The organism is Alcaligenes sp. HNGD-HTN06 (genome assembly GCF_049932565.1).
GTDB lineage: Bacteria > Pseudomonadota > Gammaproteobacteria > Burkholderiales > Burkholderiaceae_B > Alcaligenes > Alcaligenes ammonioxydans.
Window position 1 is genome coordinate 1,388,524 of the sequence record NZ_CP187782.1, and the last position, 24,884, is coordinate 1,413,407.

Annotated in this window: 24 protein-coding genes; 10 read left to right on the top strand and 14 right to left on the bottom strand. The window is 57.4% G+C overall.

Translation table 11 applies throughout. From position 1 onward, the window contains the following. Positions 1-3 precede the first annotated feature (3 nt). Positions 4-945, bottom strand: a complete 942-nt coding sequence (gene argF / locus ACOZ42_RS06330) for an ornithine carbamoyltransferase (RefSeq protein WP_039943281.1) — start codon at positions 943-945, stop codon at positions 4-6. Between the two features lie 252 nt (positions 946-1,197). On the opposite strand from argF, the gene ACOZ42_RS06335 reads away from it, so the two are divergent. Next, complete coding sequence (locus tag ACOZ42_RS06335) at positions 1,198-1,512, top strand: DUF3579 domain-containing protein (protein ID WP_003801512.1); 315 nt, start codon at positions 1,198-1,200, stop codon at positions 1,510-1,512. Positions 1,513-1,570: 58 nt separating this feature from the next. On the opposite strand, the gene ACOZ42_RS06340 is transcribed toward ACOZ42_RS06335, so the two are convergent. From ACOZ42_RS06340 to ACOZ42_RS06385, 10 genes are all read right to left on the bottom strand, one after another. Further along, positions 1,571-2,512, bottom strand: coding sequence for a 2-hydroxyacid dehydrogenase (locus ACOZ42_RS06340; RefSeq protein ID WP_240208821.1), 942 nt, complete (start codon positions 2,510-2,512; stop codon positions 1,571-1,573). 156 nt (positions 2,513-2,668) lie between these two features. Next, positions 2,669-2,932, bottom strand: a complete 264-nt coding sequence (gene rpsT / locus ACOZ42_RS06345) for a 30S ribosomal protein S20 (protein ID WP_003801510.1) — start codon at positions 2,930-2,932, stop codon at positions 2,669-2,671. Positions 2,933-2,988: 56 nt separating this feature from the next. Beyond that, positions 2,989-4,542: a murein biosynthesis integral membrane protein MurJ gene (gene murJ / locus ACOZ42_RS06350; RefSeq protein ID WP_003801509.1), complete on the bottom strand. Its 1,554-nt coding sequence runs from the start codon at positions 4,540-4,542 to the stop codon at positions 2,989-2,991. 18 nt (positions 4,543-4,560) lie between these two features. After that, complete coding sequence (locus tag ACOZ42_RS06355; RefSeq protein ID WP_003801508.1) at positions 4,561-5,325, bottom strand: 3-hydroxyacyl-CoA dehydrogenase; 765 nt, start codon at positions 5,323-5,325, stop codon at positions 4,561-4,563. A gap of 57 nt (positions 5,326-5,382) precedes the next feature. Further along, positions 5,383-6,039 (bottom strand): adenylate kinase, encoded by a 657-nt coding sequence (gene adk, locus ACOZ42_RS06360; protein ID WP_003801506.1) that lies wholly within the window; start codon positions 6,037-6,039, stop codon positions 5,383-5,385. 99 nt (positions 6,040-6,138) lie between these two features. After that, positions 6,139-6,903 (bottom strand): 3-deoxy-manno-octulosonate cytidylyltransferase, encoded by a 765-nt coding sequence (gene kdsB / locus ACOZ42_RS06365; RefSeq protein WP_059317770.1) that lies wholly within the window; start codon positions 6,901-6,903, stop codon positions 6,139-6,141. 1 nt (position 6,904) lies between these two features. Further along, positions 6,905-7,090 (bottom strand): Trm112 family protein, encoded by a 186-nt coding sequence (locus ACOZ42_RS06370; RefSeq protein ID WP_426345692.1) that lies wholly within the window; start codon positions 7,088-7,090, stop codon positions 6,905-6,907. Next, positions 7,090-8,169 carry a tetraacyldisaccharide 4'-kinase gene (lpxK, locus tag ACOZ42_RS06375; RefSeq protein WP_059317769.1) on the bottom strand — a complete coding sequence of 360 codons (1,080 nt, stop codon included), beginning with the start codon at positions 8,167-8,169 and terminating at the stop codon, positions 7,090-7,092. The genes ACOZ42_RS06370 and lpxK overlap by 1 nt, the downstream gene beginning before the upstream one ends. Next, entirely contained in the window at positions 8,166-8,570 is a 405-nt protein-coding gene (locus ACOZ42_RS06380) for an ExbD/TolR family protein (RefSeq protein WP_003801497.1), read from the bottom strand. Before ACOZ42_RS06380 ends, lpxK begins: the two co-directional genes overlap by 4 nt. Then, complete coding sequence (locus ACOZ42_RS06385) at positions 8,570-9,175, bottom strand: MotA/TolQ/ExbB proton channel family protein (RefSeq protein ID WP_003801496.1); 606 nt, start codon at positions 9,173-9,175, stop codon at positions 8,570-8,572. The genes ACOZ42_RS06380 and ACOZ42_RS06385 overlap by 1 nt, the downstream gene beginning before the upstream one ends. A gap of 426 nt (positions 9,176-9,601) precedes the next feature. Here ACOZ42_RS06385 and xseA point away from each other — a divergent pair, with 426 nt between their 5' ends. Continuing rightward, positions 9,602-10,948: an exodeoxyribonuclease VII large subunit gene (gene xseA / locus ACOZ42_RS06390; RefSeq protein WP_426345693.1), complete on the top strand. Its 1,347-nt coding sequence runs from the start codon at positions 9,602-9,604 to the stop codon at positions 10,946-10,948. Positions 10,949-11,003: 55 nt separating this feature from the next. Further along, complete coding sequence (gene sodB / locus ACOZ42_RS06395) at positions 11,004-11,582, top strand: superoxide dismutase [Fe] (protein ID WP_003801491.1); 579 nt, start codon at positions 11,004-11,006, stop codon at positions 11,580-11,582. A 137-nt stretch (positions 11,583-11,719) separates the two neighbouring features. Here sodB and bfr read toward each other — a convergent pair whose 3' ends face one another. Beyond that, positions 11,720-12,184 carry a bacterioferritin gene (bfr, locus tag ACOZ42_RS06400; protein WP_003801489.1) on the bottom strand — a complete coding sequence of 155 codons (465 nt, stop codon included), beginning with the start codon at positions 12,182-12,184 and terminating at the stop codon, positions 11,720-11,722. A 315-nt stretch (positions 12,185-12,499) separates the two neighbouring features. On the opposite strand from bfr, the gene pcaF reads away from it, so the two are divergent. Then, positions 12,500-13,705, top strand: a complete 1,206-nt coding sequence (gene pcaF, locus ACOZ42_RS06405) for a 3-oxoadipyl-CoA thiolase (RefSeq protein WP_003801486.1) — start codon at positions 12,500-12,502, stop codon at positions 13,703-13,705. 1 nt (position 13,706) lies between these two features. Here pcaF and ACOZ42_RS06410 read toward each other — a convergent pair whose 3' ends face one another. Both ACOZ42_RS06410 and ACOZ42_RS06415 read right to left on the bottom strand, forming a co-directional pair. Continuing rightward, positions 13,707-14,177, bottom strand: a complete 471-nt coding sequence (locus tag ACOZ42_RS06410) for a DUF192 domain-containing protein (protein WP_003801484.1) — start codon at positions 14,175-14,177, stop codon at positions 13,707-13,709. A gap of 46 nt (positions 14,178-14,223) precedes the next feature. Continuing rightward, positions 14,224-14,469, bottom strand: coding sequence for a cold-shock protein (locus ACOZ42_RS06415; RefSeq protein WP_003801483.1), 246 nt, complete (start codon positions 14,467-14,469; stop codon positions 14,224-14,226). 163 nt (positions 14,470-14,632) lie between these two features. Between ACOZ42_RS06415 and clpS the strand changes: the two genes are divergently transcribed. From clpS to putA, 6 genes are all read left to right on the top strand, one after another. Next, entirely contained in the window at positions 14,633-14,956 is a 324-nt protein-coding gene (gene clpS / locus ACOZ42_RS06420) for an ATP-dependent Clp protease adapter ClpS (protein WP_240208820.1), read from the top strand. Positions 14,957-15,049: 93 nt separating this feature from the next. After that, on the top strand, positions 15,050-17,371 hold the full coding sequence (gene clpA / locus ACOZ42_RS06425; protein WP_003801478.1) for an ATP-dependent Clp protease ATP-binding subunit ClpA: 2,322 nt from the start codon (positions 15,050-15,052) through the stop codon (positions 17,369-17,371). A gap of 3 nt (positions 17,372-17,374) precedes the next feature. Beyond that, the gene (locus tag ACOZ42_RS06430; protein ID WP_426345694.1) at positions 17,375-18,664 is read left to right on the top strand and encodes a paraquat-inducible protein A; all 1,290 of its coding nucleotides are present in this window, start codon (positions 17,375-17,377) and stop codon (positions 18,662-18,664) included. A gap of 10 nt (positions 18,665-18,674) precedes the next feature. Beyond that, a complete protein-coding gene (locus ACOZ42_RS06435) occupies positions 18,675-20,327 on the top strand; it encodes an intermembrane transport protein PqiB (RefSeq protein ID WP_219235920.1) in 1,653 nt (550 codons plus the stop codon). Beyond that, positions 20,324-20,938 carry a PqiC family protein gene (locus tag ACOZ42_RS06440; RefSeq protein WP_219235922.1) on the top strand — a complete coding sequence of 205 codons (615 nt, stop codon included), beginning with the start codon at positions 20,324-20,326 and terminating at the stop codon, positions 20,936-20,938. The genes ACOZ42_RS06435 and ACOZ42_RS06440 overlap by 4 nt, the downstream gene beginning before the upstream one ends. Before the next feature lie 111 nt (positions 20,939-21,049). Continuing rightward, positions 21,050-24,823 (top strand): trifunctional transcriptional regulator/proline dehydrogenase/L-glutamate gamma-semialdehyde dehydrogenase, encoded by a 3,774-nt coding sequence (gene putA / locus ACOZ42_RS06445; RefSeq protein ID WP_301607182.1) that lies wholly within the window; start codon positions 21,050-21,052, stop codon positions 24,821-24,823. Positions 24,824-24,884 lie beyond the last annotated feature (61 nt).

Below are 24,884 nucleotides of genomic sequence, written 5' to 3' on the forward strand. Positions count from 1 at the left end.
TGTTCAGGCTTGCTGGCGTCCCAGAATCAGGAACTCCATCAATGCTTTCTGAACATGCAGGCGGTTTTCAGCTTCATCCCAGACCACACTTTGTGGGCCGTCGATGACTTCGCCGGTGACTTCCTCGCCGCGATGAGCGGGCAGGCAATGCATAAAGAGGGCGCTCGGGTCCGCTACATCCATCATCTCCTGATCCACACACCAGTCTGCAAAGGCTTTGCGACGCTCTTCGTTCTCGTCTTCGTAACCCATGCTGGTCCACACGTCCGTGGTAACCAGGTGCGCGCCCTTGCAGGCTTCCAAGGGATCGTCGAATTCGCGCAGAATGCTGGAGTCCGGGTTGCCGGTGCGATCCGACTCCAGGTGGTAGCCGTTAGGGGCCGACACATGCAGCGTGAAGCCCAGAATTTCTGCCGCTTGCAGCCAGGTATACGCCATATTGTTGGCGTCTCCGATCCAGGCCACGGTCTTGCCCTTGATATCGCCGCGATGCTCGATAAAGGTAAAGATGTCGGCCAGAATCTGGCAAGGGTGAAACTCGTTAGTCAGTCCATTGATGACCGGCACTCGCGAGTGGGAGGCAAAGCGTTCCAGGCGGGTCTGCTCGAAGGTGCGGATCATGACGATATCGACCATGCGCGAAACCACGCGTGCGGTATCTTCAATGGGTTCGGAGCGGCCCAGCTGCGAGTCAGTGGTGGTCAAATGAATGACCGAGCCGCCCAGTTGATACATGCCGGCTTCAAACGAGACACGGGTACGGGTGCTGGCTTTTTCAAAAACCATCGCCAAGGTGCGGTCGTGCAATGTGTGGTGCGGCTGATAGCGTTTGAACTTGTCTTTGATCAGGCGTGCGCGTTCCAGCACATATAAAATTTCGTCGTGAGAAAAGTCGCGAAATTGCAGAAAGTGCCGAAGCGGTCCTGCTTGCACGATGGCATCCATAAGAAAATCCTGCGGATAAAGAAAGCCATCTTAACCTGTCCGGCTATTTAGAGCAAAGTCGGGCCCTGACGGGGGCAGGACGGGGATGGGCGTTTGGATAAAAAGGGCCGGTCAAAGTAATGCTTGGCAATAAATTGTCAAGTGGCTAATTTATTGAATCCCGGGCTTTGCGCGGCTGCGATCGGATACAATGCGGAGCGACAAAGGAAAAAGTGCAGCCGACCTGTACTGCACGGTGAGCGATTAATTGTTATGACAGAGCCAGTGAAGCAACTTGTAATCCATGGTGTGACCCGGCAGGATCAGCGTTTTCGTCCCAGCGACTGGGCAGAACGCTTGGCCGGTGTAATGTCCCAGTTTCGCCCGGCTGGGGCGATGGGTGGCCATTTGACCTACTCGCCCTATGTGGTGCCGCGGCTGATTGACGGCGTGCGCTGCGTGGTGGTGGATGCTCGTCTGCGAGAGCTCGAGCCTTTGGCCTGGAAATTCGTCTGTGGCTTTGCGCAAGACAATAATTTGAAAATCAGCGGTATCGATCCCGAGAATATGGACCCTGTTGAGTCCTGATCCTGATTTTGCGCAGTCTGCTCAGTCGCCCCCGTTAAACGGCAGGCGACTTGTTTTTTTATAGTGTCAGCGGCGTCAGTACCTTGCCTGTTTTCTGAAACTGCAAGATGTTTTCCAGTGTCAGCGAGAGCATGGCTTCGCGTGTTTCCCGGGTGGCGCTGGCGGTGTGCGGCGCCAGGACAACCTGGTTCAGATCGCGCAAGGCCGCAGGAACCTGGGGTTCCTTTTCGAAGACATCCAGCCCTGCCGCGCCCAGTCGTCCCTGTTGCAAGGCGGCAATCAATGCCGTTTCATCGACGACACTGCCTCGGGCAATATTGACCAGAATCCCGTGCGGGCCCAGGGCGTTCAGGACGTCGACATTGATCAGTCCCCGTGTTTCATCACCGCCCACGGTGGCGATCACCAGGAAATCTGCCCAATAGGCCAGTTCGATCAGGGACGGTTCATAGTGCCAGGGCACATCGTGGCGCGGACGGCGGTTGTGATAGCGCAGCTCCATATCAAAGCCGCCGGCTCGGCGGGCAATAGTCTGTCCAATGCGGCCTAGCCCCACAATACCCAGTTTCTTGCCGCTCACTCGCGTGCCCAGCCCGAAGCCATTTGGTCGGTCCCAGTGGCCAGCGCGCACATAGCGATCGGATTCAGTGACGCGGCGAGCCGCGTCCAGCAGCAAGGCCCAGGCCATATCGGCCACGCAGTCGTTCAGAACGTCGGGGGTGGTGCTGACTTGAATCCCGCGCTGCCTGGCCGCCTGGACGTCGATAGAGTCGTAGCCTACCCCTACACTGCAAATTGCTTGCAACGCAGGCAGGCGCTCCATCAAGGAAGCGGGGGTGGCGGTGACAGCGCTGGTTAACAATACCTGGACGCGTGCAATCTGCTCGTCAGAGAGCTGATTCAGGTCTTGAAGGGAGATGCGCTCGAAATGACGGTCGATATCGTCAAAATAGGGGTGCTGGGCCAAAGATGCCAGTTGCAGCACGATGGGACGTGTCATGGGGACTCGCTCATGAAAACGCAAATCCATAACTTAGCATGATTGGCCTGCACGTTCAGGCAATGGTTTTGTGGCTAATAAAAAAGGGGTGCTAAGCACCCCTTTTTAACTGGTTTTTAGGCCAGGGCCGATTAAACCATTAAAAATCTTCAGCAATCAGGCCAGTGCCTTGATAGCAGCAGACAGGCGGCTCTTGTGGCGGGCAGCCTTGTTCTTGTGAATGATGTTCTTGTCGGCAACGCGATCAATGATGCTGGTCGCTTTGCGGAATACTTCGTTAGCAGCAGTTTTGTCGCCTGCTTCGATAGCCTGGCGAACGCGCTTGATAGCGGTACGCAGCATGGAACGGATGCTGGCGTTGTGTTTGTTGCGAGCCACTGCTTGGCGGGCGCGCTTGCGTGCTTGTGCGGTATTAGCCATTTTTAATAAAGCCTAAGTTTTAAAGTTTAATCGGCAAAGACAAATATTCTAGGATACTAAGTGCGCTTTGTAAAGTAAGAGGGCCGAATGCCCACGATAAACAACATACCGAAATAGGAAATGCCGCTGGCAGCCAACACCCCACTCAGGGCCAGTACACGCAGCCAGGGGCTTGCCCCCAGACTGATCCAGTCGATGTGGCGGTCTGCCAGCACGAGGATCGCGGCCAAGGCGAGCAAGGCCGGAATGATTCTCAGGAAAAAACGCAACCAGTCGGGATGGGGCTGGTAAATGCCGCGTTTGCGCAGCATCACCAGTAAGGTCAGGGCGTTGACGGTGGCCCCCAGTCCGATGGACAGCGCCAGTCCCGCATGGGCGAAGGCAGGTACCAGCACAAGATTGAAGAGCTGGGTAATGATGAGAACGGCAATGGCGATACGGACGGGAGTGCGGATATCCTGGCGAGCGTAAAAGCCGGGTGCCAGGATTTTGATGGCCAGCAGGCCGACCAGACCGACTGAATACGCTCCCACCGCCAGGCGGGTCTGAGCGACGTCGGCAGCGGCAAAGGCCCCGTAGTGAAACAGGGTGGCCACCAGACCATCCGAGAGCAAGGCCATGCCCAGTGCAGCAGGCAGACCCAGCAACAGGACCAGGCGCAGGCCCCAGTCAAGCAGGGCGCTGTAGTTCTTGTCATCCTGACCGGCATGGGCGGCAGACAGCTTGGGCAACAGGACGGTACCCAGCGCCACCCCGAGCAGTGCGGTGGGAAACTCCATCAGGCGATCGGCAAAGGATAGCCAGGTGACGCTGCCCGACTGCAGCCAGGTAGCAATATTGGTATTGATCAGCAAGGATATCTGCGCCACAGATACCCCCAGGATGGCGGGCAGCATCTGTTTGAGAATGCGTTGCACGATGGGGTCGCGGCGTGCTTCTCCCAGCCGTAGCGAAAATCGTGGCAGTAGTCCCAGGCGAGCCAGGGCGGCCCACTGCACCAGCAGTTGGGCCAGACCACCGGCCATCACCCCGATAGCCAGGGCATAAATGGGGGTTTCCATGTGTTGGGCCAGAAACAGACTGGCGCCAATCATGGACAGATTCAGCAAGATAGGCGTGAAGGCAGGAATCGCAAAGCGACTCCAGGTATTGAGTACGGCAGAAGCAAACGCCACCAGTGACATACAGATGATGTAGGGGAACATCAAGCGGGTCATGGTGATGGCGGCGCCAAATTCGGTGTGCCGCTCGGGCGAGGTCAAGCCACTGGCCATGGCGCTGACGACCCACGGCGCCGCCACTATACCGATGATGGTCACCAGCATTACGGCAAAGGTCAACAGCAGCGCAACGCGGTCCAGCAACTGCTGGACCTTGTCCTGCTCGTGCTCTTTACGTACCTGCCCCAGAATGGGAACGAAAGCCTGCGAAAACGCGCCTTCCGCAAACAAACGCCGCAGCAGGTTGGGAATGCGAAAGGCCACCCAGAACGCATCGGTAAGCGGGCCCGCCCCAAAGGCGCGGGCAATCAGAATATCGCGTGCCAGTCCGGTAATGCGCGAGAGCAGTGTCAGGCCACTAATCGTGGCCGCCGAGCGAAACAAACCCATTGGAGCCGATGCAGAAAGTTATTTTGGTGCCATACGAATGGCGCCATCCAGACGGATGGTCTCGCCATTGAGCATTTCATTATTGATGATGCTCTGCACCAGTTGGGAGAAATCTTCAGGGCGACCCAGACGTGATGGGAAAGGGATGCTGGCTGCCAGGGAGTCCTGAACTTCCTGGGGCATGGCAAACATCATGGGGGTGCCAAAGATGCCGGGAGCAATCGTCATGACACGAATACCGGTCTGGGCCAGATCGCGAGCCAGGGGCAGGGTCAAGCCCACGACGCCGGCTTTGGAGGCACCGTAAGCGGCTTGTCCGATCTGCCCGTCGTAGGCGGCAACCGAAGCCGTATTGATCAGCACGCCGCGCTCGCCCGAGGCTTCGGGGGTATTGCTGCTCATGGCAGCGGCGGCTAGACGACACATATTGAAGGTGCCGACCAGGTTGATCATGACGGTTTTCTGAAACAGCTCCAGCGTGTGTGGGCCATTACGTCCTACGGTGCGCGAGGCAGGGGCCACGCCAGCACAGTTGACCAAACCGAACAGGGGGCGGGCACTGTCCTGGCAAGCCAGATCCACGACGGCCTGGGCGTCTTGTTCCGAGGTGACGTCACAATGCAGGTAATCTTGGCCCAGCTCTTGGGCCAGCGCCTGCCCGGCTTCATCCTGAATGTCGGCAATCACCACACGCGCACCGTGTTCCACCAGCATGCGCACAGTGCCTGCGCCCAGACCGGATGCGCCGCCCGTCACGATAAAAGTCTTGTTATTGATTTGCATGAGCTTGTCTCCCTTGAATAATGAACAACCGGCCCTGGGGGCCGGTTGAATATTGGCTTAGCTTGCCAGGGCGTCCAGGATACGCTGGCGAATCTCATCGACGCTGCCCACGCCGGAAATCTTGCGATAGGCCGGAGCGTGTGGGTCGCCGGTGGCTGACCATTGCGAGTAGTAATCGACCAGAGGGCGGGTCTGCTCGCGATAGACAGACAAGCGGTGGCGGACGGTTTCCTCACGATCATCGTCGCGCTGAAGCAAGGGTTCACCGGTCACATCGTCCACGCCGGGGGTCTTGGGCGGATTGAAGGTGACGTGGTAGCTACGACCGCTGGCTGCATGGATGCGGCGGCCACTCATGCGTTCGATAATGCTCTCTTCGGGCACGTCGATCTCGATCACGAAGTCCAGTTTGACCTGGGCATCTTTCAAGGCGTCGGCCTGGGGGATCGTGCGAGGGAAACCATCAAACAGGTAGCCGGGCTCACAGTCTGCTTCTTTCAGACGGTCGCGAACCAGCCCGATGATGATGTCATCGGAGACCAGGCCGCCGGCGTCCATGATTTTTTTGGCTTCTACACCCAGCGGGGATTGGGCTTTGACAGCGGCACGCAACATATCGCCCGTGGAAATTTGTGGAATACCAAATTTCTCGGTAATGAAAGCAGCTTGAGTGCCTTTGCCGGCACCAGGGGGCCCGAGCAGTATGAGTCGCATGAATTCCTCCAGGAAATGCGTCGATCCGATTCTCGCTTGATGATGCGTTGCAGCATATTTAGCGCATTTTTTATTCGGAAAGCGCAGAAAAAAGATCTTTTATAACCGATTTGCGAAGTGAGCGCGTACTCTTTCCAGGTCTTGCTCGGTGTCCACGCCTGCAGCAGGAATCTCCCGAAGGCGGTGAACCATAATCTGGAAGCCATTTTCCAGGGCTCTGAGCTGCTCCAGAGACTCAAAATGCTCCAGCGGCCCACGCGGCAACTGGGCGTATTGCTGCAAGAAGCGATTTCGGTAGGCGTACAGGCCGATATGGTGCAATGCGGGAAGCTCGTCGGCCAATATCCGGTCTCCCTGGGCCAGGGCATCACGCGCCCAGGGAATGGGGGCGCGAGAGAAATACAGAGCGCGGTCGTTGAGGTCGCACACGACTTTGACGGCATTGGGATTGAACAGCGTCTCGGCGTTGGTGATCGGAGCCGCCAAGGTGGCAATGTCAGCCTGTCCGCTGCGGGCCAGAAGCTGGGCAGCCGCATTGATATGCTCAGGCTGGATCAGTGGTTCATCCCCTTGCACATTGACCACGATTTCGTCTTCGGCCAGGTCCAGCAGTCTTGCCGCCTGGGCCAGTCTGTCGGTGCCAGTGGGGTGTTCGGCATCGGTCAGCAGGGCATGGAAACCATGGGCCTGAACCGCCTCCAGCACCTGCGGCGAGTCGGTCGCGACCCAGACTTGACGCGCCGCGCTTTGCGCTGCCTGTTGAGCACAACGCACGATCATGGGTTGGCCTGCAATATCGGCCAGCGGTTTGTTGGGCAGGCGGGTTGAGCCCAGGCGGGCCGGGATGATGACGGAAAAGGTCATATCAGCGGCTGGCAGGTACCTGCGCGTCTAGTTGACGAGCTTCGTTGATCAGCATGGTGGGAATGCCGTCCACAATGGGGAAGGCCAGTTTGTCGGCCTTGCAGACCAGTTCTTGCTGTTCGCGGTCGTGGCGCAGCGGGCCTTTGCACAAGGGGCAGACCAGCACTTCGAGTAGGCGAGCTTCCATTATTGAACTCCGGGTAATGAGGGTGAGGTTGAGCGCCGTTCGCGCAGCAGGCTATCCAGTTCAGCAATCCAGTCTGGGCGTGAGAACACGGGCTGGACATCGACAACCCACAGCCGTGGGTCATTCAGGTGCTGGCATTTTACGGCGTCTTTGCGCGTAATGAGTACTGGCCCTTCATGCAGGCCCTGAAAGTCCTGTGCTTGCAAGGCGGCATGGTCGGGCAGGGGGAAAGTCCGGCTTAATTGCAGACCACAGGCGCGCAGCATGGTGAAAAAGCGGGCAGGCTGGCCGATCGCTGCCAGCGCTTGCAGATCCTGATGGCGGTACTCTGTTAGCCAGGCGGCCCAGTCCATGCGACGACCTGAGGCGAGATGCTCCACTTGATAGGGACGCAGGCTCATGGTCAGGGACCGGCCTGACTCAGGAGCTTGAGGCATAGCGGGCGGGGGCTGGTCGGCCACAACCTGGCTGATCAGCCAGTCTGCCTGGTGCAGACGCTCGGGGCCTTCGCGCAGAGGGCCGGCCGGTAGCAGCAAGCCGTTCCCGACACCGCGAGCATCCTGGACCACGACTTCCATATCGCGTTGCAGGGCCAGATGTTGCAGGCCGTCGTCCGAAATAATCAGATCGACGGCAGGGAAAGTCTGGAGCAAAGCCTGGGTGGCCAGAGCGCGGCGAGGATGAACGGCGATCGGTGCCTGGGTCTGGGTGGCGAGCAGAGCCGGTTCGTCACCAAATTGCGTTGCGGCTAATTGACCTTGACCAACGCGAGGGGCCGGGCCGATGTCTACGCCATACCCGCGGCTGACAATACCGGGTGTCCATCCCAAAGCGCGCAATTGTTCGGTCAGGGCCATTACGACGGGTGTCTTGCCAGCACCGCCCACGATGATATTACCCACGACTATCACCGGCACCGGACTGCGGTAAGAGGCGTGAGGATCGTTCTCATAACGCTGCCGCTTGCGTCGGACAAAAAAACCGGTCAAGACGGACAGTGGACGCATTAAAACGCTGAACCAGCCTTTCTTCTGCCACTGGCGATGCAGCCAGTTGGTCAGGCGCACGCGCACACTCATGGCGCCTGGGTGGCAAAGTGAATACGGTGGATGCCCGCTTCACGAGCGGCCTCCATGGCCTGGACTACCGTAAAGTGCGGAGCCTGTGCATCGGCCAGAATCAGCAGACTGGTGTTTTGATCCATTTTCTCGCCCGTCAGGGCTTGGCGAAGTGGAGCGCCGCTACTGGCATCCAGCCACAGGCCGTTCAGGGCATACCGTCCGTCCTGGCTGATGGCCAGTAAAAGTTCGGCTTCCTGGGACACCTGGGCCTGAGCCTGGGGCAGGGAGACATCCAGTTGGCGGTAGCGAACAAACGTGCTGGTGGCGGCCAGAAAAATCAGCACCACCAGCAGGACATCAATCAGAGGCACCAGATTCAGCTCCAGGGTGTCTTGATCTTGTGCTCGGCGAAAGCGCATCAGCCAGCCCTCTGAATTAGCAGGCGGTTCAGTGCGCCAGCCTCACATTCCAGACAATGCAGCAGGTAGTCTGCACGGCTACGGAAGTAGCGATGAAAGATCATGGCTGGAACAGCAATCAGAATCCCTAAAGCGGTGTTGTAGAGCGCAACGGAGATGCCGCGAGCGATCAGACTGGGGTCGGCACCGCTGGGGTCGTAGGCGGCAAAAATGTCGATCATGCCGATCACGGTACCAAAAAGACCCAGCAACGGGGCGATCACGGCCAAGGTGCCCAGTGCCGGGATGTACTTGTTCAACTGGTAGCTGACCTCTCTGCCTTGCGCCTCGACCGCCGCCTCGCGCACAGCGGCAGGCTGATGCCGGTTGCTCAGCACAGTGGCCAGCACACGGCCCAAGGGGGAGTTGTCATACAGTCGGGCTAAGGACTCGTCCTGTATGCGGTTTTGGGCGGTCAGCTCAGTGATCTGGCGGGCCAGGCCGTCCGGTAAGATACGCTTGCTGCGCAGGGCCAGCAGGCGTTCCAGGATCAGTCCCAGGGCTAGAATAGAGCAGGCCAGCAAGAACCAGACGGGCCAGCCGGCGGCATGGATCAAAGTAAGCACAGGTTGAGTTTCCGGTCGCGAAGTAAACCAGTGCTTATTGTAGAGCCCCCGTTTGGATTGCGGGAATGTTCCGGTGTGACCGGAGTACACTTTAGGATCTTTTCTTCCCCCGACGCAGGGACGCCGCTGATGTATGTGAAGTCATAGATGGAGTTCTAAAACTATCCACAAAAACTGTGGATAATTCTGTGTATAAAATGTCCCATAGTGGCTCGGGCGGTGGTTTAGAGGTTCCCTGGCTAATTTTCGACCATCTGTATGTTTTCTCAAATGCCTTTTGTTTTCAATGACTTATTGGGTTTCCATAAAGTTTCGCATCAAGTGTTGAACGGAAGCTATTGTCTTGGCGTCTATTTGACAAACACATGACAGTTGTGGATACGAATCGGTGGAAAAGTGGTTTGGGGCGAAACAAAAATAAAGAATATGATGCATTATCAAGAATCTAGAGCGCCTGTCGTGTGGACTGTGGCACAGTTGAACCGCCGCGTCAGTCAACTGCTCGATGAGCATATGCCAGTGGTGTGGGTTAGTGGCGAAGTGTCCAACTTTACTCAGGCTGCTTCCGGACACTGGTACTTCTCCATCAAGGACGACAAGGCCGCCGTGCGTGCAGTGATGTTTCGGGGGCGGGCCCAGGCTGTGGGTTTTGTGCCGCGGGCGGGTGAACGGTTCGAGTTTCGTTGCTCAGTCACCTTGTATGAGGCACGTGGGGACTTTCAGGTTCAGGTCGAGGGGATGCGGCGCGCCGGCTTGGGTGACTTGCATGAGGCGTTCTTGCGTCTGAAAAGCCAATTGCAAAGTGAGGGGCTGTTTGAGCCGGAGCGCAAGCGCCCGATCGCCAGCTTGCCGCGCAGCATCGGCATCATCACCTCACTGGCGGCTGCCGCGCTGCGGGATGTATTAACCGCGCTGGAGCGACGCGCTCCGCATGTACGCATTATTATTTACCCGGCGCCCGTACAGGGTGCTGACGCGCCCGGCCGGTTGCGGCAGGCGCTGGAAACGGCCATTGAGCGCTCCGAGGTTGATACGCTGCTATTGGTGCGAGGTGGTGGCAGCCTGGAGGATCTTTGGGCGTTTAACGATGAGGGGCTGGCGCGTTTGATTGCTGCCAGTCCCATCCCTGTGATTAGCGGGGTGGGGCACGAGACAGACTTTACGATTGCTGATTTTGTGGCGGACCTGCGCGCGCCCACCCCGACGGCCGCGGCTGAGCTGGCCTGTCTGGGTCGCGATCAACTGCTCGAGCAGATGTTCGCCCGCCTGGGGGCCTTAAGTCATGGCGTGCAGCGTCACCTGGATCGTGCCTCTTTGCGCCTGGATCGCGCCGTTGCCAAGCTGGTCTCTCCGCATCAGCGGCTGGTTCAACAGCAACAGCGGCTGGATCACTTGACACAAAGGCTGCAGCGAGTGGCCCGAGGAGCTCCCGAGGCGGCGGCGTTGCGTCTGGCTACGCTTAAGGCGCGGCTGGTGCGCAGCATTCCTCAGGTAGCTGTACGAGAGCAAAGTCTGAACTTGCTTTTCCAGCGGCTGGAAAAAAGCCTGGCTCATGCCCTGATTCTGCGTCGCCAGCGTCTGGCGGCGGCCCAGCAAACGCTTCAGGCCTTGTCGCCTCGCCTTATCATCAATCGTGGATATGCCATAGTCAGGGATAGCGAGGGGAAAGTTGTAAAAAATGCGTTAGACTTAAAGATTGGTGAACGACTCGATGTCGAGTTGAGTCGCGGTCATGTGACGGTGGATGTGGTGCGCACGCACGATCTGCTTTAGGCTGCGTCGTCCTTGTTGGATACCAAACACGGTTTTTTTTTTAGAAGGAATTGAAATGGCATTCACTCTTCCAGCTCTTCCATACGAACTCAACGCCCTTGAGCCACACATCTCCAAAGAAACCTTGGAGTATCACTACGGTAAGCATCATCAGGCTTACGTCACCAACCTGAACAATCTGGTTGCTGGCACCGAATTCGAAAATGCTTCCCTGGAAGATGTGGTCAAGAAATCCTCCGGTGGCGTGTTCAACAACGCTGCTCAGGTCTGGAACCACACTTTCTACTGGAACAGCCTGGCTCCCAATGGCGGCGGCGCTCCTACCGGCAAGCTGGCTGACGCCATCAATGCAAAATGGGGCAGCTTCGATGCCTTCAAAGAAGCCTTTACCAAGTCTGCTGTTGGCAACTTCGGTTCGGGCTGGACCTGGTTGGTCAAAAAGGCCGACGGTTCCCTGGATATCGTCAACACCAGCAACGCTGGCACGACCCTGACCTCCGATGATGTTGCCTTGATCACCTGTGACGTCTGGGAACACGCTTACTACATCGACTACCGCAACGCCCGTCCCAAGTACCTGGAAATTTTCTGGAACCTGGTGAACTGGGATTTTGCGGCCAAGAACCTGGGCTAAACGCTTTAGGGAAGGGCAGTGCTCATCAGAGGACTGCCCACTAATAAAAAAACCGCCAAGCGCATGCTGGCGGTTTTTTTTGGCCTTGAGACTGCTCAGGAAAGCGCGGCTTGAGCCTGGCAGGGGTCTGCTGGTTTTTACATCTGTGATTGCTGATAATTTTCCAGGCCGACTTTCTCTATCAAGCCCAATTGTTTTTCCAGCCAATAGGCGTGGTCTTCTTCTGTGTCACGCAGTTGAGCCAGAATGATGTCGCGCGTCACGAAGTCGCTGGCGGATTCGGCCAGTTCAATCCCTTTGCGCAATGCGGCACGCACTTCGTATTCCAGATCCAGGTCTTTGCGCAGCATGCTCACTACGTCATGCCCGGGCTCAAACGCGGTAGGTCGCATGTCAGGAATGCCGTCGAGCATCAGAATCCGGCGGATCAGGGCGTCGGCATGCTGGGTTTCTTCTTCCATTTCATGGTTCATTCGCTCGTAGAGCCGGGTAAAGCCCAGATGTTCATAAAACCGGGAATGGATAAAGTATTGGTCGCGTGCTGCCAGTTCGCCGCGTAGCAATTGATTCAAATAATTGATGACTTCGGGGTTGCCTAGCATGATGATGAGCCTGTAGGGGGTGTCGACGTGGCAAGTATGCCATGCGCAACGAAATTGCGGGACGTGTGCCGGGGCCGCGGAGCAAGGTGACCAGACAGCCTGTCACGGGGTCTTGTGGCGGGTCGGTCTGGCAAGGGGGCGTAGTTTGCTGGTCTGGGCATCGGAAGTCACTCTGTTAAAATGACCACGGTGTGGACAGCCGCAGGGACGGGGAAAATACCCGTGATGCTCAGGCGCTACTATCAAAACAGTAGATTTGGAGCGTTCTGTAGAGGGCGCTCGCCTCATTTTATTCCAGTTATCAGGGTGATTTTCATGACTCAGGACGCCTTTATTTGTGACGCAATTCGTACGCCTTTCGGACGTTATGGTGGTTCGCTGTCCGCTGTGAGGGCGGATGACCTGGGCGCAGTGCCCATCGCAGCCCTGATGAAGCGCAATCCGCAAGTCGATTGGAGCAAGCTCGATGACGTGATGTACGGTTGCGCCAATCAAGCCGGTGAAGACAATCGTAACGTTGCGCGCATGTCTGCGCTGTTGGCTGGTTTGCCCGTGGACGTGCCCGGTGTGACCCTGAACCGTCTGTGTGGCTCGGGCCTGGACGCGATTGGTTCGGCCGCTCGCGCGATTCGCGCCGGCGATGCTTCCTTCATCCTGGCCGGTGGTGTGGAAAGCATGAGCCGTGCTCCCTTCGTCGTGGGCAAGGCGGAAACAGCTTTTTCCCGCAGCGCAGGAATGTACGACACCACGATCGGCTGGCGTTTCATCAACAAGGCCATGAAAGAGCAGTACGGGGTGGATTCCATGCCCGAAACGGCTGAGAATGTGGCGCAGCAGTTCAACGTGTCGCGTGAAGACCAGGACCTGTTTGCGCTCAACAGTCAGTTGCGTGCGGCCGCTGCTCAGGAGGCCGGCATTCTGGCTGAGGAAATTACGCCTGTAATTATTCCGCAGCGCAAAGGCGATGCCATTGTGGTGGACAAGGATGAGCATCCCCGTGCTACGACGCTGGAGTCTCTGGCTCGTTTGAAACCTGTCGTGCGTGCCGATGGTACCGTCACCGCTGGCAATGCGTCTGGGGTGAACGATGGGGCCTGCGCACTGTTGGTTGCCAACAAGGCAAGCGTGCAGGCGCATGGTCTGACACCTCGGGCGCGTGTGGTGGCCATGGCGTTTGCCGGCGTGGAGCCCCGCATCATGGGTATTGGCCCCGCTCCTGCCAGCCAGAAAGTCCTGGCCCTGGCCGGACTGACCTTGGATCAAATGGATGTGATTGAATTGAACGAGGCCTTTGCCGCGCAGGGTCTGGCGGTCACGCGCATGCTGGGCCTGGCCGACAATGATCCGCGCGTGAACCCGAATGGGGGCGCAATTGCGTTGGGCCACCCGCTGGGTGCCAGTGGCGCGCGTTTGGCGATTGCAGCTATCAATCAACTGCATCGTACTGGTGGCCGCTACGCCCTGTGCACCATGTGTATTGGCGTCGGTCAGGGCGTGGCTTTGATTCTTGAGCGCGTCTAAGCTAGGGTTTTAGAGCAGGCAGGCCGGTGATCTTCTCACCGGCCTTTTTATTGGCCTGCTTAAACCAGCCCTGCTCCATCTCCAGGGCGTAGCGTACGGGTTGCACCGGGCAGTGGGATTGAAGATCAAAGGGTTGCATGGCCTCGATATTGCTAATGGTGCCGTCATCCGTAATGAAGGCAATATCCAGCGGCAAAGGCGTATTCTTCATCCAGAAGCAAGGCATTCCGGTTTGTTCGAATACAAATAACATGCCGTGATCGGGGGGCAGGCTTTCTCGATGCATCAAACCTTGTGCACGCGTCTCATCGCGATCAGCCACTTCGGCCTGGATCTGTTTGGAACCCAGTTTCAGTGTCAGGGTGGGAAGAGTCTCATTTGCCAGGGCCGGGGCGCTGATGCAAAACGCGGCCAGAAGACAGGCAAAAAAAACAGGGCGCGCAGGCCCCGTAGTCGTCGTGCGATACTGCATGTGTGTTGCGAACCTGCTTTTGTTAGAATCGAGAGCGCAAGAAATCTTAAGGCGAAGTAATATTAAGTGCCTGCTTGCCTTTGGGGCCTTGGGCAACTTCATACAGAACTTTCTGGCCTTCTTTCAACGTCTTGAACCCGTTCATCTGAATGGATGAAAAATGAGCGAAGAGATCTTCGCCGCCGTTATCGGGTGTAATAAACCCAAAGCCTTTGGCGTCATTGAACCACTTAACGGTCCCGGATAGTTTTTGATTGTCTCCAGTGCCTGCGGTGGTGGTAGTTTCCGACATGCTTGCTGCCTCTCAACTTAGTGTATGGTTGATACTTTTTGCGGCCCCTCCCTGGGCCTGTGATCGCGGTACTCCATTTTTTTATGAAGTTGACACGATCAGTCGGATGATGCTGAATTTTGTTCCCCCCAGTCAACCTATGGAAAGCACCTAGTTCTGTATTATGGCCATTGAGATCGATAAGCAAGGCGCCACAACGGTAGAGCGCCAATCCGCGCGGCTTGCCCCACCACCCATGTATCAGGTCATCTTGCTCAATGATGACTACACGCCCATGGAGTTTGTGGTGAGTGTACTGGAGCGGGTGTTTGCCAAAACCCCGGAGCAGGCCGAACAGCTTATGCTTAAAGTACATTACGAAGGTCGGGCTGTCTGTGGGGTGTATCCGCGCGACATCGCGGCCACCAAGGTGGAAATTGTGCGACAACTGGCGCAGTCGCGACAGCACCCTTTGCAGTGCGTGATGGAACCGGTGCCTGATGCTTGACCATTTAATGGTTTACCGTATTGTTCAGATCAGGCAAATTAGTCATAGAATAGCCTTAACCCCTAGTTTTACTCTTGCCGTGTAGGAGGAAGCATGATCTCCGAAGAACTTGAAGTCAGTCTACACATGGCCTTTGTCGAGGCTCGTGCCGCGCGCCATGAATTCATCACGGTAGAGCATCTGCTGTTGTCCCTGCTCGATAACGCCTCCACACTGGAAGTGTTGAAAGCATGTGCTGCCGATATTGATGCACTGCGCCAGAACCTGCGTAAATTCATCAACGAAAATACGCCCACTTTTCCTGGCGAGGGCGAGGTCGACACCCAGCCCACGTTGGGCTTTCAGCGTGTGATTCAGCGTGCCATCATGCACGTATCGTCCAGTAACTCCGGTAAAAATGTGGTGTCTGGAGCGAATGTGCTGGTGGCGATGTATGGGGAAAAAGATTCGCACGCGGTGTATTACCTGCAGCAGCAAGGTGTCACGCGTCTGGATGTCGTCAATTTCCTCTCCCACGGCATTACCAAGGCCAATCCGGAGCCTGCCGCTCCCGAGCCACCCAAACCGGCCGCCGCTTCGGAAACCGATACTCGTTCGGATGCCCAGAAGTCGCCGCTGGATCTGTACGCCACCGACCTGAACACCGAAGCCAGCCTGGGTCGTATTGACCCTCTGATTGGCCGCGAGAAGGAAGTGGAGCGTGTCATCCAGGTGCTGTGCCGTCGCCGCAAGAATAATCCCTTGCTGGTGGGCGAGGCCGGCGTGGGCAAGACCGCAATTGCCGAAGGCCTGGCCTTGCGTATTCAGCGTGGCGATGTGCCGGACATTCTTAGCCAGGCACGTGTGTATGCGCTGGATATGGGTGCCTTGCTGGCTGGCACCAAGTACCGTGGCGACTTTGAGCAACGTCTGAAAGCCGTGCTCAAGCAGCTCAAGGAAACGGCCCAGTCCATTTTGTTTATCGACGAGATCCATACCTTGATCGGCGCTGGCTCGGCGTCGGGTGGTACGCTGGATGCGTCCAATCTGCTCAAGCCTGCCTTGTCTTCTGGTCAGCTCAAGTGTCTGGGGGCGACGACCTATTCGGAGTACCGCGGTATTTTCGAAAAAGACCACGCCCTGTCGCGTCGTTTTCAGAAAATCGATGTGGCCGAGCCGACGGTTGAGCAGACCATCCAGATTTTGCGTGGACTGAAAGCCAACTTCGAAGAGCATCACGGCGTGCGCTATTCGGCGGCCGCCCTGACTGCGGCTGCAGAGTTGTCTGCACGCTACATCAATGACCGCTTTTTGCCGGATAAGGCCATTGATGTGATCGACGAAGCCGGAGCCGCGCAGCGTTTGTTGCCGCGCTCCAAGCAGAAGAAAGTTATTGGCAAGGCCGATATCCAGGCAACGGTCTCGCGCATTGCCCGCATTCCGCCTCAGACCGTATCCAGCGACGATCGCAATAAGCTGGCAACCTTGGCGCGCGATCTGAAATCGGTGGTGTTCGGTCAGGACATGGCGATTGATGCCCTGGCTGCCGCCATCAAGATGGCCCGTTCTGGCCTGGGGTTACCCGACAAGCCTATCGGTTCCTTCCTGTTTTCCGGCCCGACCGGTGTGGGTAAGACTGAAGTGGCTCGTCAATTGGCCTTTGTGCTGGGCGTGGAGTTGCTGCGCTTTGACATGTCCGAGTACATGGAGCGTCACACCGTATCGCGTCTGATTGGTGCGCCTCCCGGCTATGTGGGGTTTGATCAGGGTGGTTTGCTGACTGAAGCGGTCACCAAGCAGCCCCACTGTGTGCTCTTGCTGGACGAAATCGAGAAAGCGCACCCGGATGTCTATAACATCCTGCTGCAGGTGATGGATCACGGTACGCTAACGGATAACAATGGCCGCAAGGCAGATTTCCGCAACGTTATCTTGATCATGACCACCAATGCGGGGGCCGAGGCCCTGAACAAGACCAGTATCGGGTTTACGCAGGCTCAGCGCTCGGGCGATGAAATGCAGGATATCAAGCGTCATTTCTCGCCAGAGTTCCGCAACCGTCTGGATGCCATTATTGGCTTTAAGCCATTGTCGCGCGATATCATCCTGCGCGTGGTGGACAAGTTCCTGATGCAACTGGAAAACCAGCTTCACGAGAAGCGGGTGGAAGTGACCTTCTCGGATGCCTTGCGCGATCATCTGGCTGCCAAGGGCTTTGATCCTGCCATGGGTGCTCGCCCCATGCATCGGCTTATTCAGGACACCATCCGTCGCGCCTTGGCTGACGAGCTCTTGTTTGGCCGTCTGGTGGATGGGGGACAGGTCGAGGTCGATCTGGACGAGAACGGTGAAGTGGTACTGGAATATCCTTCTTCAGGACCTGATGAGCCCGGCAGCAAGGCTTCTTCGCGTCCCGAGCCGGAATTAGTCGACTAAGCCGTGAGGGCATCGCGCCCCTTGATCGTCTGTACGCATTGTGACACCGTACACGAGCGAGTCCCCGTTCAAGGAGCGGGGCTCGCTCGTTGTGTACGTTGCGATACCGAACTGTACCGCCACAGCCGCTTTTCACCACGTGAATGGCAAGCGCTGGTTTTGGCAGTTTTCATTCTTTTTCTGATTGCCAACCTGTTTCCTGTCGTCCATCTGAGCATGGCGGGAAAAACGGTGGCTCTCACCTTTCCCAAGGCCTTGTTGCTGATCTGGCAGCAAGGGTATTGGGGCTTGTCCGTGATGGCCGGGCTGGTGGGGTTCTGGCTGCCCTTGTTCCAGTTGATCTTTCAATTTTGGGCCTTGGGTCTGATCGCCCGTGAAAAACCGTTGCCCGCGGATTTCGGAGTGGGGCTAAGAGCCTTGAGTCATCTTGAGCACTGGTCCATGACAGCCGTGTTGTTCCTGGGGCTAATCGTGGCTATCGTGAAGTTTGCCGGAATAGGGCATTTGACGGTGGCGCCGGGCTTGTATGCATTTTTTGCCCTGACCTTTTTGCTGACCGGCCTGAGCCGTATTACGGCAGGCCGACTTTGGCGTTGGGCCGAGGATCGTGATCTGGTTCCGATTGCAACCCGCCAGGACTTGAAAGCGTATCCGGCCTGGAGCGCCTGCACCCATTGCGGGTTTGTCCAGTCCAGCCAGAACTCACGTTGTGGCCGTTGTGCAGCGCCCGTTCACAAACGCAAACCCAATAGCCGTGCGCGGGTGGCGGCGCTGGTGCTGACGGCCTGTGTCTTTTACATTCCGGCCAACGTCCTGCCCGTCATGGAACTGCGCAGCATTATGGGCACGAGTGCCCACACTATTTTGGGTGGGGTGATCCAGCTTTGGCAATTGGGCTCCTGGGACTTGGCCCTGATTGTTTTTATTGCCAGTATTGTCGTTCCCATTACCAAGCTCTTGGCCCTGGTGATTCTGCTGATAGGACGGCGCTGGCGGGGCAATGAGGTGCAGCGGCAACGCAACCGCATTTACGATATGGTCGAGCTGATCGGGCAGTGGTCCATGCTGGACGTATTCGTCGTGGTGCTCATGGCAGCCTTGGCGAACTTTCCGGGCTTATCGCAGATCATTCCCGGCGCGGGGGCCTTGAGTTTTGGCATTGTTGTTGTCTTGACCATGCTGGCCGCGTTAAGTTATGACCCTCGCCAGGGCTGGGATCTGGACCCTCGAGAAGAGTTACTCATAGAACCGCGACCAAAGCCGTCTCCGCCTGGTACCCGGGCGACTTCCTGAAGGAAACAAGGTGCAAGAATCAAAAACACATCAGCCTGACGGCCAGACCGAGCCTGCACAACCTAAACTGATTCCCTCCAAGCAATCCCGATTCTCCTGGATCTGGATCTTGCCCATTGCTGCGGCGCTGGTCGGTGCCTCATTGGTGCTGCGTAACTGGATGCTGACCGGACCTCGCATCACGATCAGTTTTGACTCGGCCGAAGGGCTGGCCGTGGACCAGACCAAGCTGCGTTACCGCGAAGTGGATGTGGGGACAATCTCGGACATTCAGGTATCACCAGACCGAAAAGGGGTGCTGGTGACGGCGCAATTGGAGCGCGACGGCTCGGAGTTCATTACTCAGGAAGGAACACGCTTTTGGGTGGTGCGTCCTCGTTTGGGCTTGAGTGGCGTGTCGGGGTTGGGCACCTTGCTGTCTGGGGTATACATCGGTGTGGATGCCCCTTTTGCGGTCGACAAGAAGGCCGAGCAACTGGATTTTGTGGGTCTGGAAAGTCCGCCCGAGGTGACCAGTGGCCGGGCAGGAAAACGCTATGTGTTGACCGCGCCCGAACTGGGTTCGCTGGATTTGGGCTCACCGCTGTACTACAAGGGCATCCAGGTGGGGCAGGTCAGCAGCTATGAGCTGAATGAGGACGGCAATGGGGTGCGCATACAGGTATTCGTGGACGCTCCTAATGATAAGTTCGTGACGCAGGGATCACGCTTCTGGAATGTTAGCGGTGTCAATATGTCCTTGGATTCCACTGGCTTCAATGTGCGTACGCATTCGCTGGTTTCGGCGCTGGCCGGGGGCCTGGCGTTTGATCAGATGGAAGGCGAACCCTTGGAGGTGGCGAAGGCGGACACTCAATACGAGCTGTTTCCCACGCAGGAGCGCGCCATGGCCGAGCCTGATGGCCCGGCCGTCGAGCTGCGTTTCCATTTCCATCAGTCCGTGCGTGGCTTGGTGCCCGGCTCCAAGGTGGAGTTCCGGGGGCTGGAGCTGGGGCAGGTCTATGATGTGGATCTGGAGTTTGACTTTGAGCGCAAACGTTTCTTTGCCCTGGTGAAAGCGCGTATTTATCCGCAGCGCTTCGGTCATCTGTATGAACAGGTGGTGGAGAATCGTCCGGACGACAAGGACCCGGTCAGCGCCTTGTTCAAACCGATGGTTGAACGTGGTCTGCGTGCCCAATTGCGGCCGGCCAGCCTGATTACCGGCCAGCAATATATTGCTCTGGAGTTCTTTGACAAAGCGCCTGCCGCGGAATTGGATGACACCACCAAACCCCTTGTAGTACCCGTTATTGCTGGCGATTTTGATCGCCTGCAAGAGCAGGTCAGCGATATTGTCACCAAGATTGCGGCGGTTCCTTTTGACCAGATTGGCAAGAATCTGCAAAGCGGGTTGACCGAGCTGGGACAAGTGCTCAAGCAGTTGGACAAGACCACCGTACCGCAACTGAATGGAGCCCTTAAATCCATGGATGCGGCTGTCCAGAAGCTGGGTGCCATGCTCGATTCGGATTCCGCCTTCAATGCCTCTGTCGATCAAACGCTAAGTGAGCTCAAGCGCTCCTTGCGATCCTTGCGTGATTTAAGCGATACCTTGCAAAGCCAGCCCTCTGCCGTATTGCGAGGTCGTTCCCCTGACGTGTTGCCGGAGCCCGCGCCATGATGTCCCGTTTACTGATTCCTGTGGCGATTGCCAGTTTGCTCACCGCCTGTGCCTCGAGCACGCCAACTTATTACACCTTGCAGGCCCCAGAGGCAGTCCCGGCAGACAAGGCGGTTTCCGCACAGCCCTGGAAAGGGTTTCAGTTGCGACGCCTGGATGTACCGGCGCAGTTGGACCGTCGTTCTCTGGTGCTGACGCAAGCGGCAGGGGGGCAGGTCAAGCTGCTGAACGATAGCCAGTGGGCATCGCCTTTGCCCGATGAAATGTCCTTGGCGCTGGTGTCCGGTCTGCAAAATCGCCTGGGCGTGCCCCAGTTGGCCAGCGCAGCAACCAACACGCCCCGTTGGCAGATTGATGTCCTGGTTCAACGTTTTGATTCGGTGTATGGCGAGCGTGCCACCTTGGAACTGAGTTGGACCTTGACGCCCCTGGGTTTTGAGGCACCCATTCGGCAGTGCCGCTGGCTCGATTCCGAGCCTGCCACTGGCATTACTGAATTAGTGACGGCCCACCGTCAATTGCAGCAGCGTTGGGCAGATGCATTGGCGGCTCAGATGCAAGGTAAACCTATCCCGGTTAACCTGGGCAAGTCTATGCTGTGCGCCGCATAAGATAAAAGGTTAACCCGTTCTGTTGCGGGTTAACCTGAATACAGATTTAGGTTAACCGTCAGTATTATTTCGGCATATCGCAGTCAATACAGCGTAACCGGGATAAGAAGCATGGCCAGCACAACCTTAGGGATTAAAGTCGATATAGAGCTGCGCGAGCGTTTGCGGCGTGCGGCGGATCAATTGCAATGCACTCCGCATTGGCTGCATAAACAAGCGCTGCTGTCGTATATCGAAGGGATAGAACGAGGTGTGCTGCCCAGTGAGCTGGCTCTGTTAAGTGGGGGCGATGCGGAACTGGCCGAAGATGGCGTCGTCATGCCGGCCATTCCTTTCTATGGTTTTGCCCAAGATGTGCAACCCCAAAGTGTCCTGCGTGCCGCGATTACCGCGGCGTACCGCCGTCCTGAAACCGACTGCCTGCCCTTGCTGCTTAGCGCAGCGCGTTCATCGCAAAGTGCCCGCGCCCAGGAACTGGCAGCGCGTCTGGTCAAGGCGTTGCGTGCCAAGCGTCGTGGCGGCGGGGTCGAAGGTCTGATCCAGGAGTTCTCTCTGTCCAGTCAGGAAGGGGTGGCGCTGATGTGTCTGGCCGAAGCCCTGCTGCGCATCCCCGATCGTGCCACCCGTGACGCTCTGATTCGCGACAAGATCAGCCATGGCGATTGGCGTGCGCACGTTGGCGAGTCACCCTCCTTGTTTGTGAACGCCGCCACCTGGGGCTTGATGTTGACCGGCCGGCTGGTCAGCGTCAATAGCGAAAAGAACTTGTCCTCTGCGTTGACTCGCATGATCGGTAAAGGTGGCGAACCCCTGATTCGCAAAGGCGTGGACGTTGCCATGCGCATGATGGGCGAGCAGTTTGTGACTGGGCAAACCATTGCGTCGGCCCTGGCCAATAGTCGAAAGTTTGAGGAACAGGGTTTCCGGTATTCCTACGACATGCTGGGCGAGGCCGCCACCACGGCGGAGGACGCCCAGCGCTACTACCAGGCCTATGAGCAGGCGATCCACGCGATTGGCCGGGCCAGTCAGGGACGTGGGATTTACGAAGGGCCTGGTATTTCCATCAAGTTGTCAGCCTTGCATCCGCGTTATAGCCGGGCCCAGCGCGATCGTGTCATGCGCGAGCTCTATCCGCGCCTATTGTCCCTGGCGCAACTGGCTCATCACTACGATGTGGGTCTGAACATAGACGCGGAAGAGGCAGATCGTCTTGAAGTCTCTCTGGATTTGCTGGACAAGCTGTGTTTTGATCCTTCGCTGGCCGGTTGGAATGGCATTGGCTTTGTGGTGCAGGCTTATCAGAAGCGCGCACCTTTTGTGATTGATTACCTGATTGATCTGGCCCGTCGCAGTGGCCATCGCCTGATGCTGCGTCTGGTCAAAGGCGCTTACTGGGATTCGGAGATCAAGCGTGCCCAGGTCGATGGACTGGAAGATTATCCCGTTTACACGCGCAAGGTTCACACGGATGTGTCGTATCTGGCCTGCGCCCGCAAGCTTTTACAGGCCCCCGACGCTGTATACCCGCAGTTTGCAACGCACAATGCGCAAACGCTGGCGGCAATCTATGTGATGGCAGGCCAGAATTATTACACGGGTCAGTATGAGTTCCAGTGCCTGCACGGCATGGGTGAGGACTTGTATGAGGAAGTGGTTGGCCCGATCAAAGAGGGTAAGTTGAACCGTCCATGTCGTATTTACGCCCCGGTCGGCTCCCACGAAACCTTATTGGCCTATCTGGTGCGTCGTCTGCTGGAAAATGGCGCCAATACCTCCTTTGTGAACCAGATCGGCAACGCGGATGTGGATCTGGATAAACTGATTGCCGATCCCGTGGCCCAGGCCTTGAGCCTGCAACCATTGGGGCGCCCCCACGACAAGATTCCCCTGCCGCGCCAGCTTTACTGGAGTGCCGAGCAGCGCTTGAATTCGGCCGGTTTGGACCTGAGCAATGAGCATCGCCTGGGTTCGCTGGCTGCCACCTTGATGCAAACAGCTGCCTTGCCGCGCCAGGCTCAGCCTGTATTGGGTCAGGGCAATCCGGTCTGGGACGAAACCAAAGCGATATGGGTGCGCAATCCGGCCAATCATCAGGACGTGGTGGGGCAGGTCATGTATGCCACTTCGCAGGATGTGGAGCAGGCTCTGGAGGCTGCCAGTCATTATGCGCCGATCTGGCAGGCAACGCCGGTGCAGGAGCGCGCCGCCGCTTTGCAGCAGGCGGCTCAATTGCTGGAAGACAATATGCAGGATTTGATGGGCTTGCTGGTGCGTGAAGCCGGGAAGTCCTACGCCAATGCGATTGCCGAGGTGCGCGAAGCGGTAGATTTTCTGCGCTACTACGCCGGACAGGTGCTGCGTGACTTCGATAACGATGAGTATCGTCCTGTAGGCGTGGTGCTGTGCATCAGCCCCTGGAATTTCCCCTTGGCTATTTTTCTGGGGCAGGTATCGGCGGCCTTGGCCGCCGGTAACGTGGTTCTGGCCAAACCGGCCGAACAAACTTGCCTGATTGCGGCGGCGGCTGTAGAGCTGCTGCATAAGGCGGGGATTGCTCCCGGTGCCTTGCAGCTCTTGCCCGGTGATGGCCCATCCGTAGGTGCCCCATTGGCCGCCAGCGACAAGGTTAACGCTGTCATGTTTACAGGGTCGACAGCGGTAGCCCTGGGCTTGAATCGTCAATTAGCCCAGCGCCTGACGGCCGACGGGCGGGCAGTACCGCTGATTGCCGAAACCGGTGGCCTGAACGCTATGGTGGTCGACAGTTCTGCTCTGGCCGAGCAGGTTGTGTTTGATGTGCTGAATTCGGCCTTTGACTCGGCAGGCCAGCGTTGTTCGGCTTTACGCTTGTTGTGTATTCAGGAAGATGTGGCCGACCGCGTGCTGAACATGCTCAACGGGGCCATGCAGGAACTGAGCGTGGGCAATCCGGATCTGCTCAGTACCGACGTAGGCCCCGTCATTGACGAGGAGGCCCGTGCCGGTATCGAAGAGCACATTACGGCGATGCGTGAAGCAGGCTTCCGTGTTACCCAAAGCGAGCAAAGCCGCAGCCTGACCGGTACCTTTGTATTGCCGACGATTATCGAGATTGAGCAGGTCAAGGATCTGGAGCGCGAAATCTTTGGCCCGGTACTGCATGTGATGCGCTTTAAGCGTAGCGAGCTGGATGGCCTGATCGACCAGATCAACGAGCGTGGTTACGGCCTGACTTTTGGTGTTCACACCCGGCTGGACGAAACCGTAGAGCGCGTAGTCTCACGCATTCGGGCGGGTAATGTGTATGTGAACCGCAATATGGTGGGGGCGGTGGTCGGCGTGCAGCCCTTTGGTGGCGAAGGCTTGTCCGGTACCGGCCCCAAAGCGGGTGGCCCTTTGTATCTGCGCCGTCTGCTCAGTCGCTGTCCCCAAAACCTGCCTTTGCAGAGCTGGCAGCAGCACGGTATGGTCTTGCCCGGTCCCACCGGCGAATCCAATCTGTACCAGCTCCACCCGCGTGGGCGTGTGCTGTGCATGCCTGTGAGTGCGCAGGGCTGGCAGGCGCAGCGTGAGGCTTGCACTCGCAGTGGTAATCAGCCCGTCTTGCTGGATCGTCTGGGTCTGGGAGCGTGGCAGGATGCGCCTGCCGAACAAATTGCCATGTCCGATTTGGGTGAGGCAGATTATGATGCTGTTTTATTTGAAGGCGACAGTGACGAACTTCGACAGGTACTGGGTTACGTGGCTGAGCGCCCCGGCCCGATTGTCGGGGTTCAGGGCTTGTTGACACAGGAATTGGAGGGGGGCGCAACCTACGTGGTCGAGCGTTTGCTGCGTGAAGTCTCAGTCAGTACCAATACAGCGGCAGCTGGGGGTAATGCCAGTTTGATGATGGTTGGTTGATCTGGCAGGCACCTGTTTTTATACACACGTTTGGTCGCACATTTCACCTGGAGCGGCGGCC

What these genes read in the sequence shown, in the direction of transcription:
- murJ (WP_003801509.1), bottom strand. Translation starts at nt 4,542, where the DNA reads ATGGGTTTGTTTCGCTCGGCGGCCACGATTAGTGGCCTGACACTGCTC.
- lpxK (WP_059317769.1), bottom strand. Translation starts at nt 8,169, where the DNA reads ATGAGTGTGCGCGTGCGCCTGACCAACTGGCTGCATCGCCAGTGGCAG.
- rpsT (WP_003801510.1), bottom strand. Translation starts at nt 2,932, where the DNA reads ATGGCTAATACCGCACAAGCACGCAAGCGCGCCCGCCAAGCAGTGGCT.
- kdsB (WP_059317770.1), bottom strand. Translation starts at nt 6,903, where the DNA reads ATGACCTTTTCCGTCATCATCCCGGCCCGCCTGGGCTCAACCCGCCTG.
- clpA (WP_003801478.1), top strand. Translation starts at nt 15,050, where the DNA reads ATGATCTCCGAAGAACTTGAAGTCAGTCTACACATGGCCTTTGTCGAG.
- ACOZ42_RS06335 (WP_003801512.1), top strand. Translation starts at nt 1,198, where the DNA reads ATGACAGAGCCAGTGAAGCAACTTGTAATCCATGGTGTGACCCGGCAG.
- ACOZ42_RS06355 (WP_003801508.1), bottom strand. Translation starts at nt 5,325, where the DNA reads ATGCAAATCAATAACAAGACTTTTATCGTGACGGGCGGCGCATCCGGT.
- ACOZ42_RS06415 (WP_003801483.1), bottom strand. Translation starts at nt 14,469, where the DNA reads ATGTCGGAAACTACCACCACCGCAGGCACTGGAGACAATCAAAAACTA.
- sodB (WP_003801491.1), top strand. Translation starts at nt 11,004, where the DNA reads ATGGCATTCACTCTTCCAGCTCTTCCATACGAACTCAACGCCCTTGAG.
- pcaF (WP_003801486.1), top strand. Translation starts at nt 12,500, where the DNA reads ATGACTCAGGACGCCTTTATTTGTGACGCAATTCGTACGCCTTTCGGA.
- ACOZ42_RS06380 (WP_003801497.1), bottom strand. Translation starts at nt 8,570, where the DNA reads ATGCGCTTTCGCCGAGCACAAGATCAAGACACCCTGGAGCTGAATCTG.
- clpS (WP_240208820.1), top strand. Translation starts at nt 14,633, where the DNA reads ATGGCCATTGAGATCGATAAGCAAGGCGCCACAACGGTAGAGCGCCAA.
- adk (WP_003801506.1), bottom strand. Translation starts at nt 6,039, where the DNA reads ATGCGACTCATACTGCTCGGGCCCCCTGGTGCCGGCAAAGGCACTCAA.
- xseA (WP_426345693.1), top strand. Translation starts at nt 9,602, where the DNA reads ATGATGCATTATCAAGAATCTAGAGCGCCTGTCGTGTGGACTGTGGCA.
- ACOZ42_RS06440 (WP_219235922.1), top strand. Translation starts at nt 20,324, where the DNA reads ATGATGTCCCGTTTACTGATTCCTGTGGCGATTGCCAGTTTGCTCACC.
- ACOZ42_RS06340 (WP_240208821.1), bottom strand. Translation starts at nt 2,512, where the DNA reads ATGACACGTCCCATCGTGCTGCAACTGGCATCTTTGGCCCAGCACCCC.
- ACOZ42_RS06370 (WP_426345692.1), bottom strand. Translation starts at nt 7,090, where the DNA reads ATGGAAGCTCGCCTACTCGAAGTGCTGGTCTGCCCCTTGTGCAAAGGC.
- putA (WP_301607182.1), top strand. Translation starts at nt 21,050, where the DNA reads ATGGCCAGCACAACCTTAGGGATTAAAGTCGATATAGAGCTGCGCGAG.
- ACOZ42_RS06410 (WP_003801484.1), bottom strand. Translation starts at nt 14,177, where the DNA reads ATGCAGTATCGCACGACGACTACGGGGCCTGCGCGCCCTGTTTTTTTT.
- argF (WP_039943281.1), bottom strand. Translation starts at nt 945, where the DNA reads ATGGATGCCATCGTGCAAGCAGGACCGCTTCGGCACTTTCTGCAATTT.
- bfr (WP_003801489.1), bottom strand. Translation starts at nt 12,184, where the DNA reads ATGCTAGGCAACCCCGAAGTCATCAATTATTTGAATCAATTGCTACGC.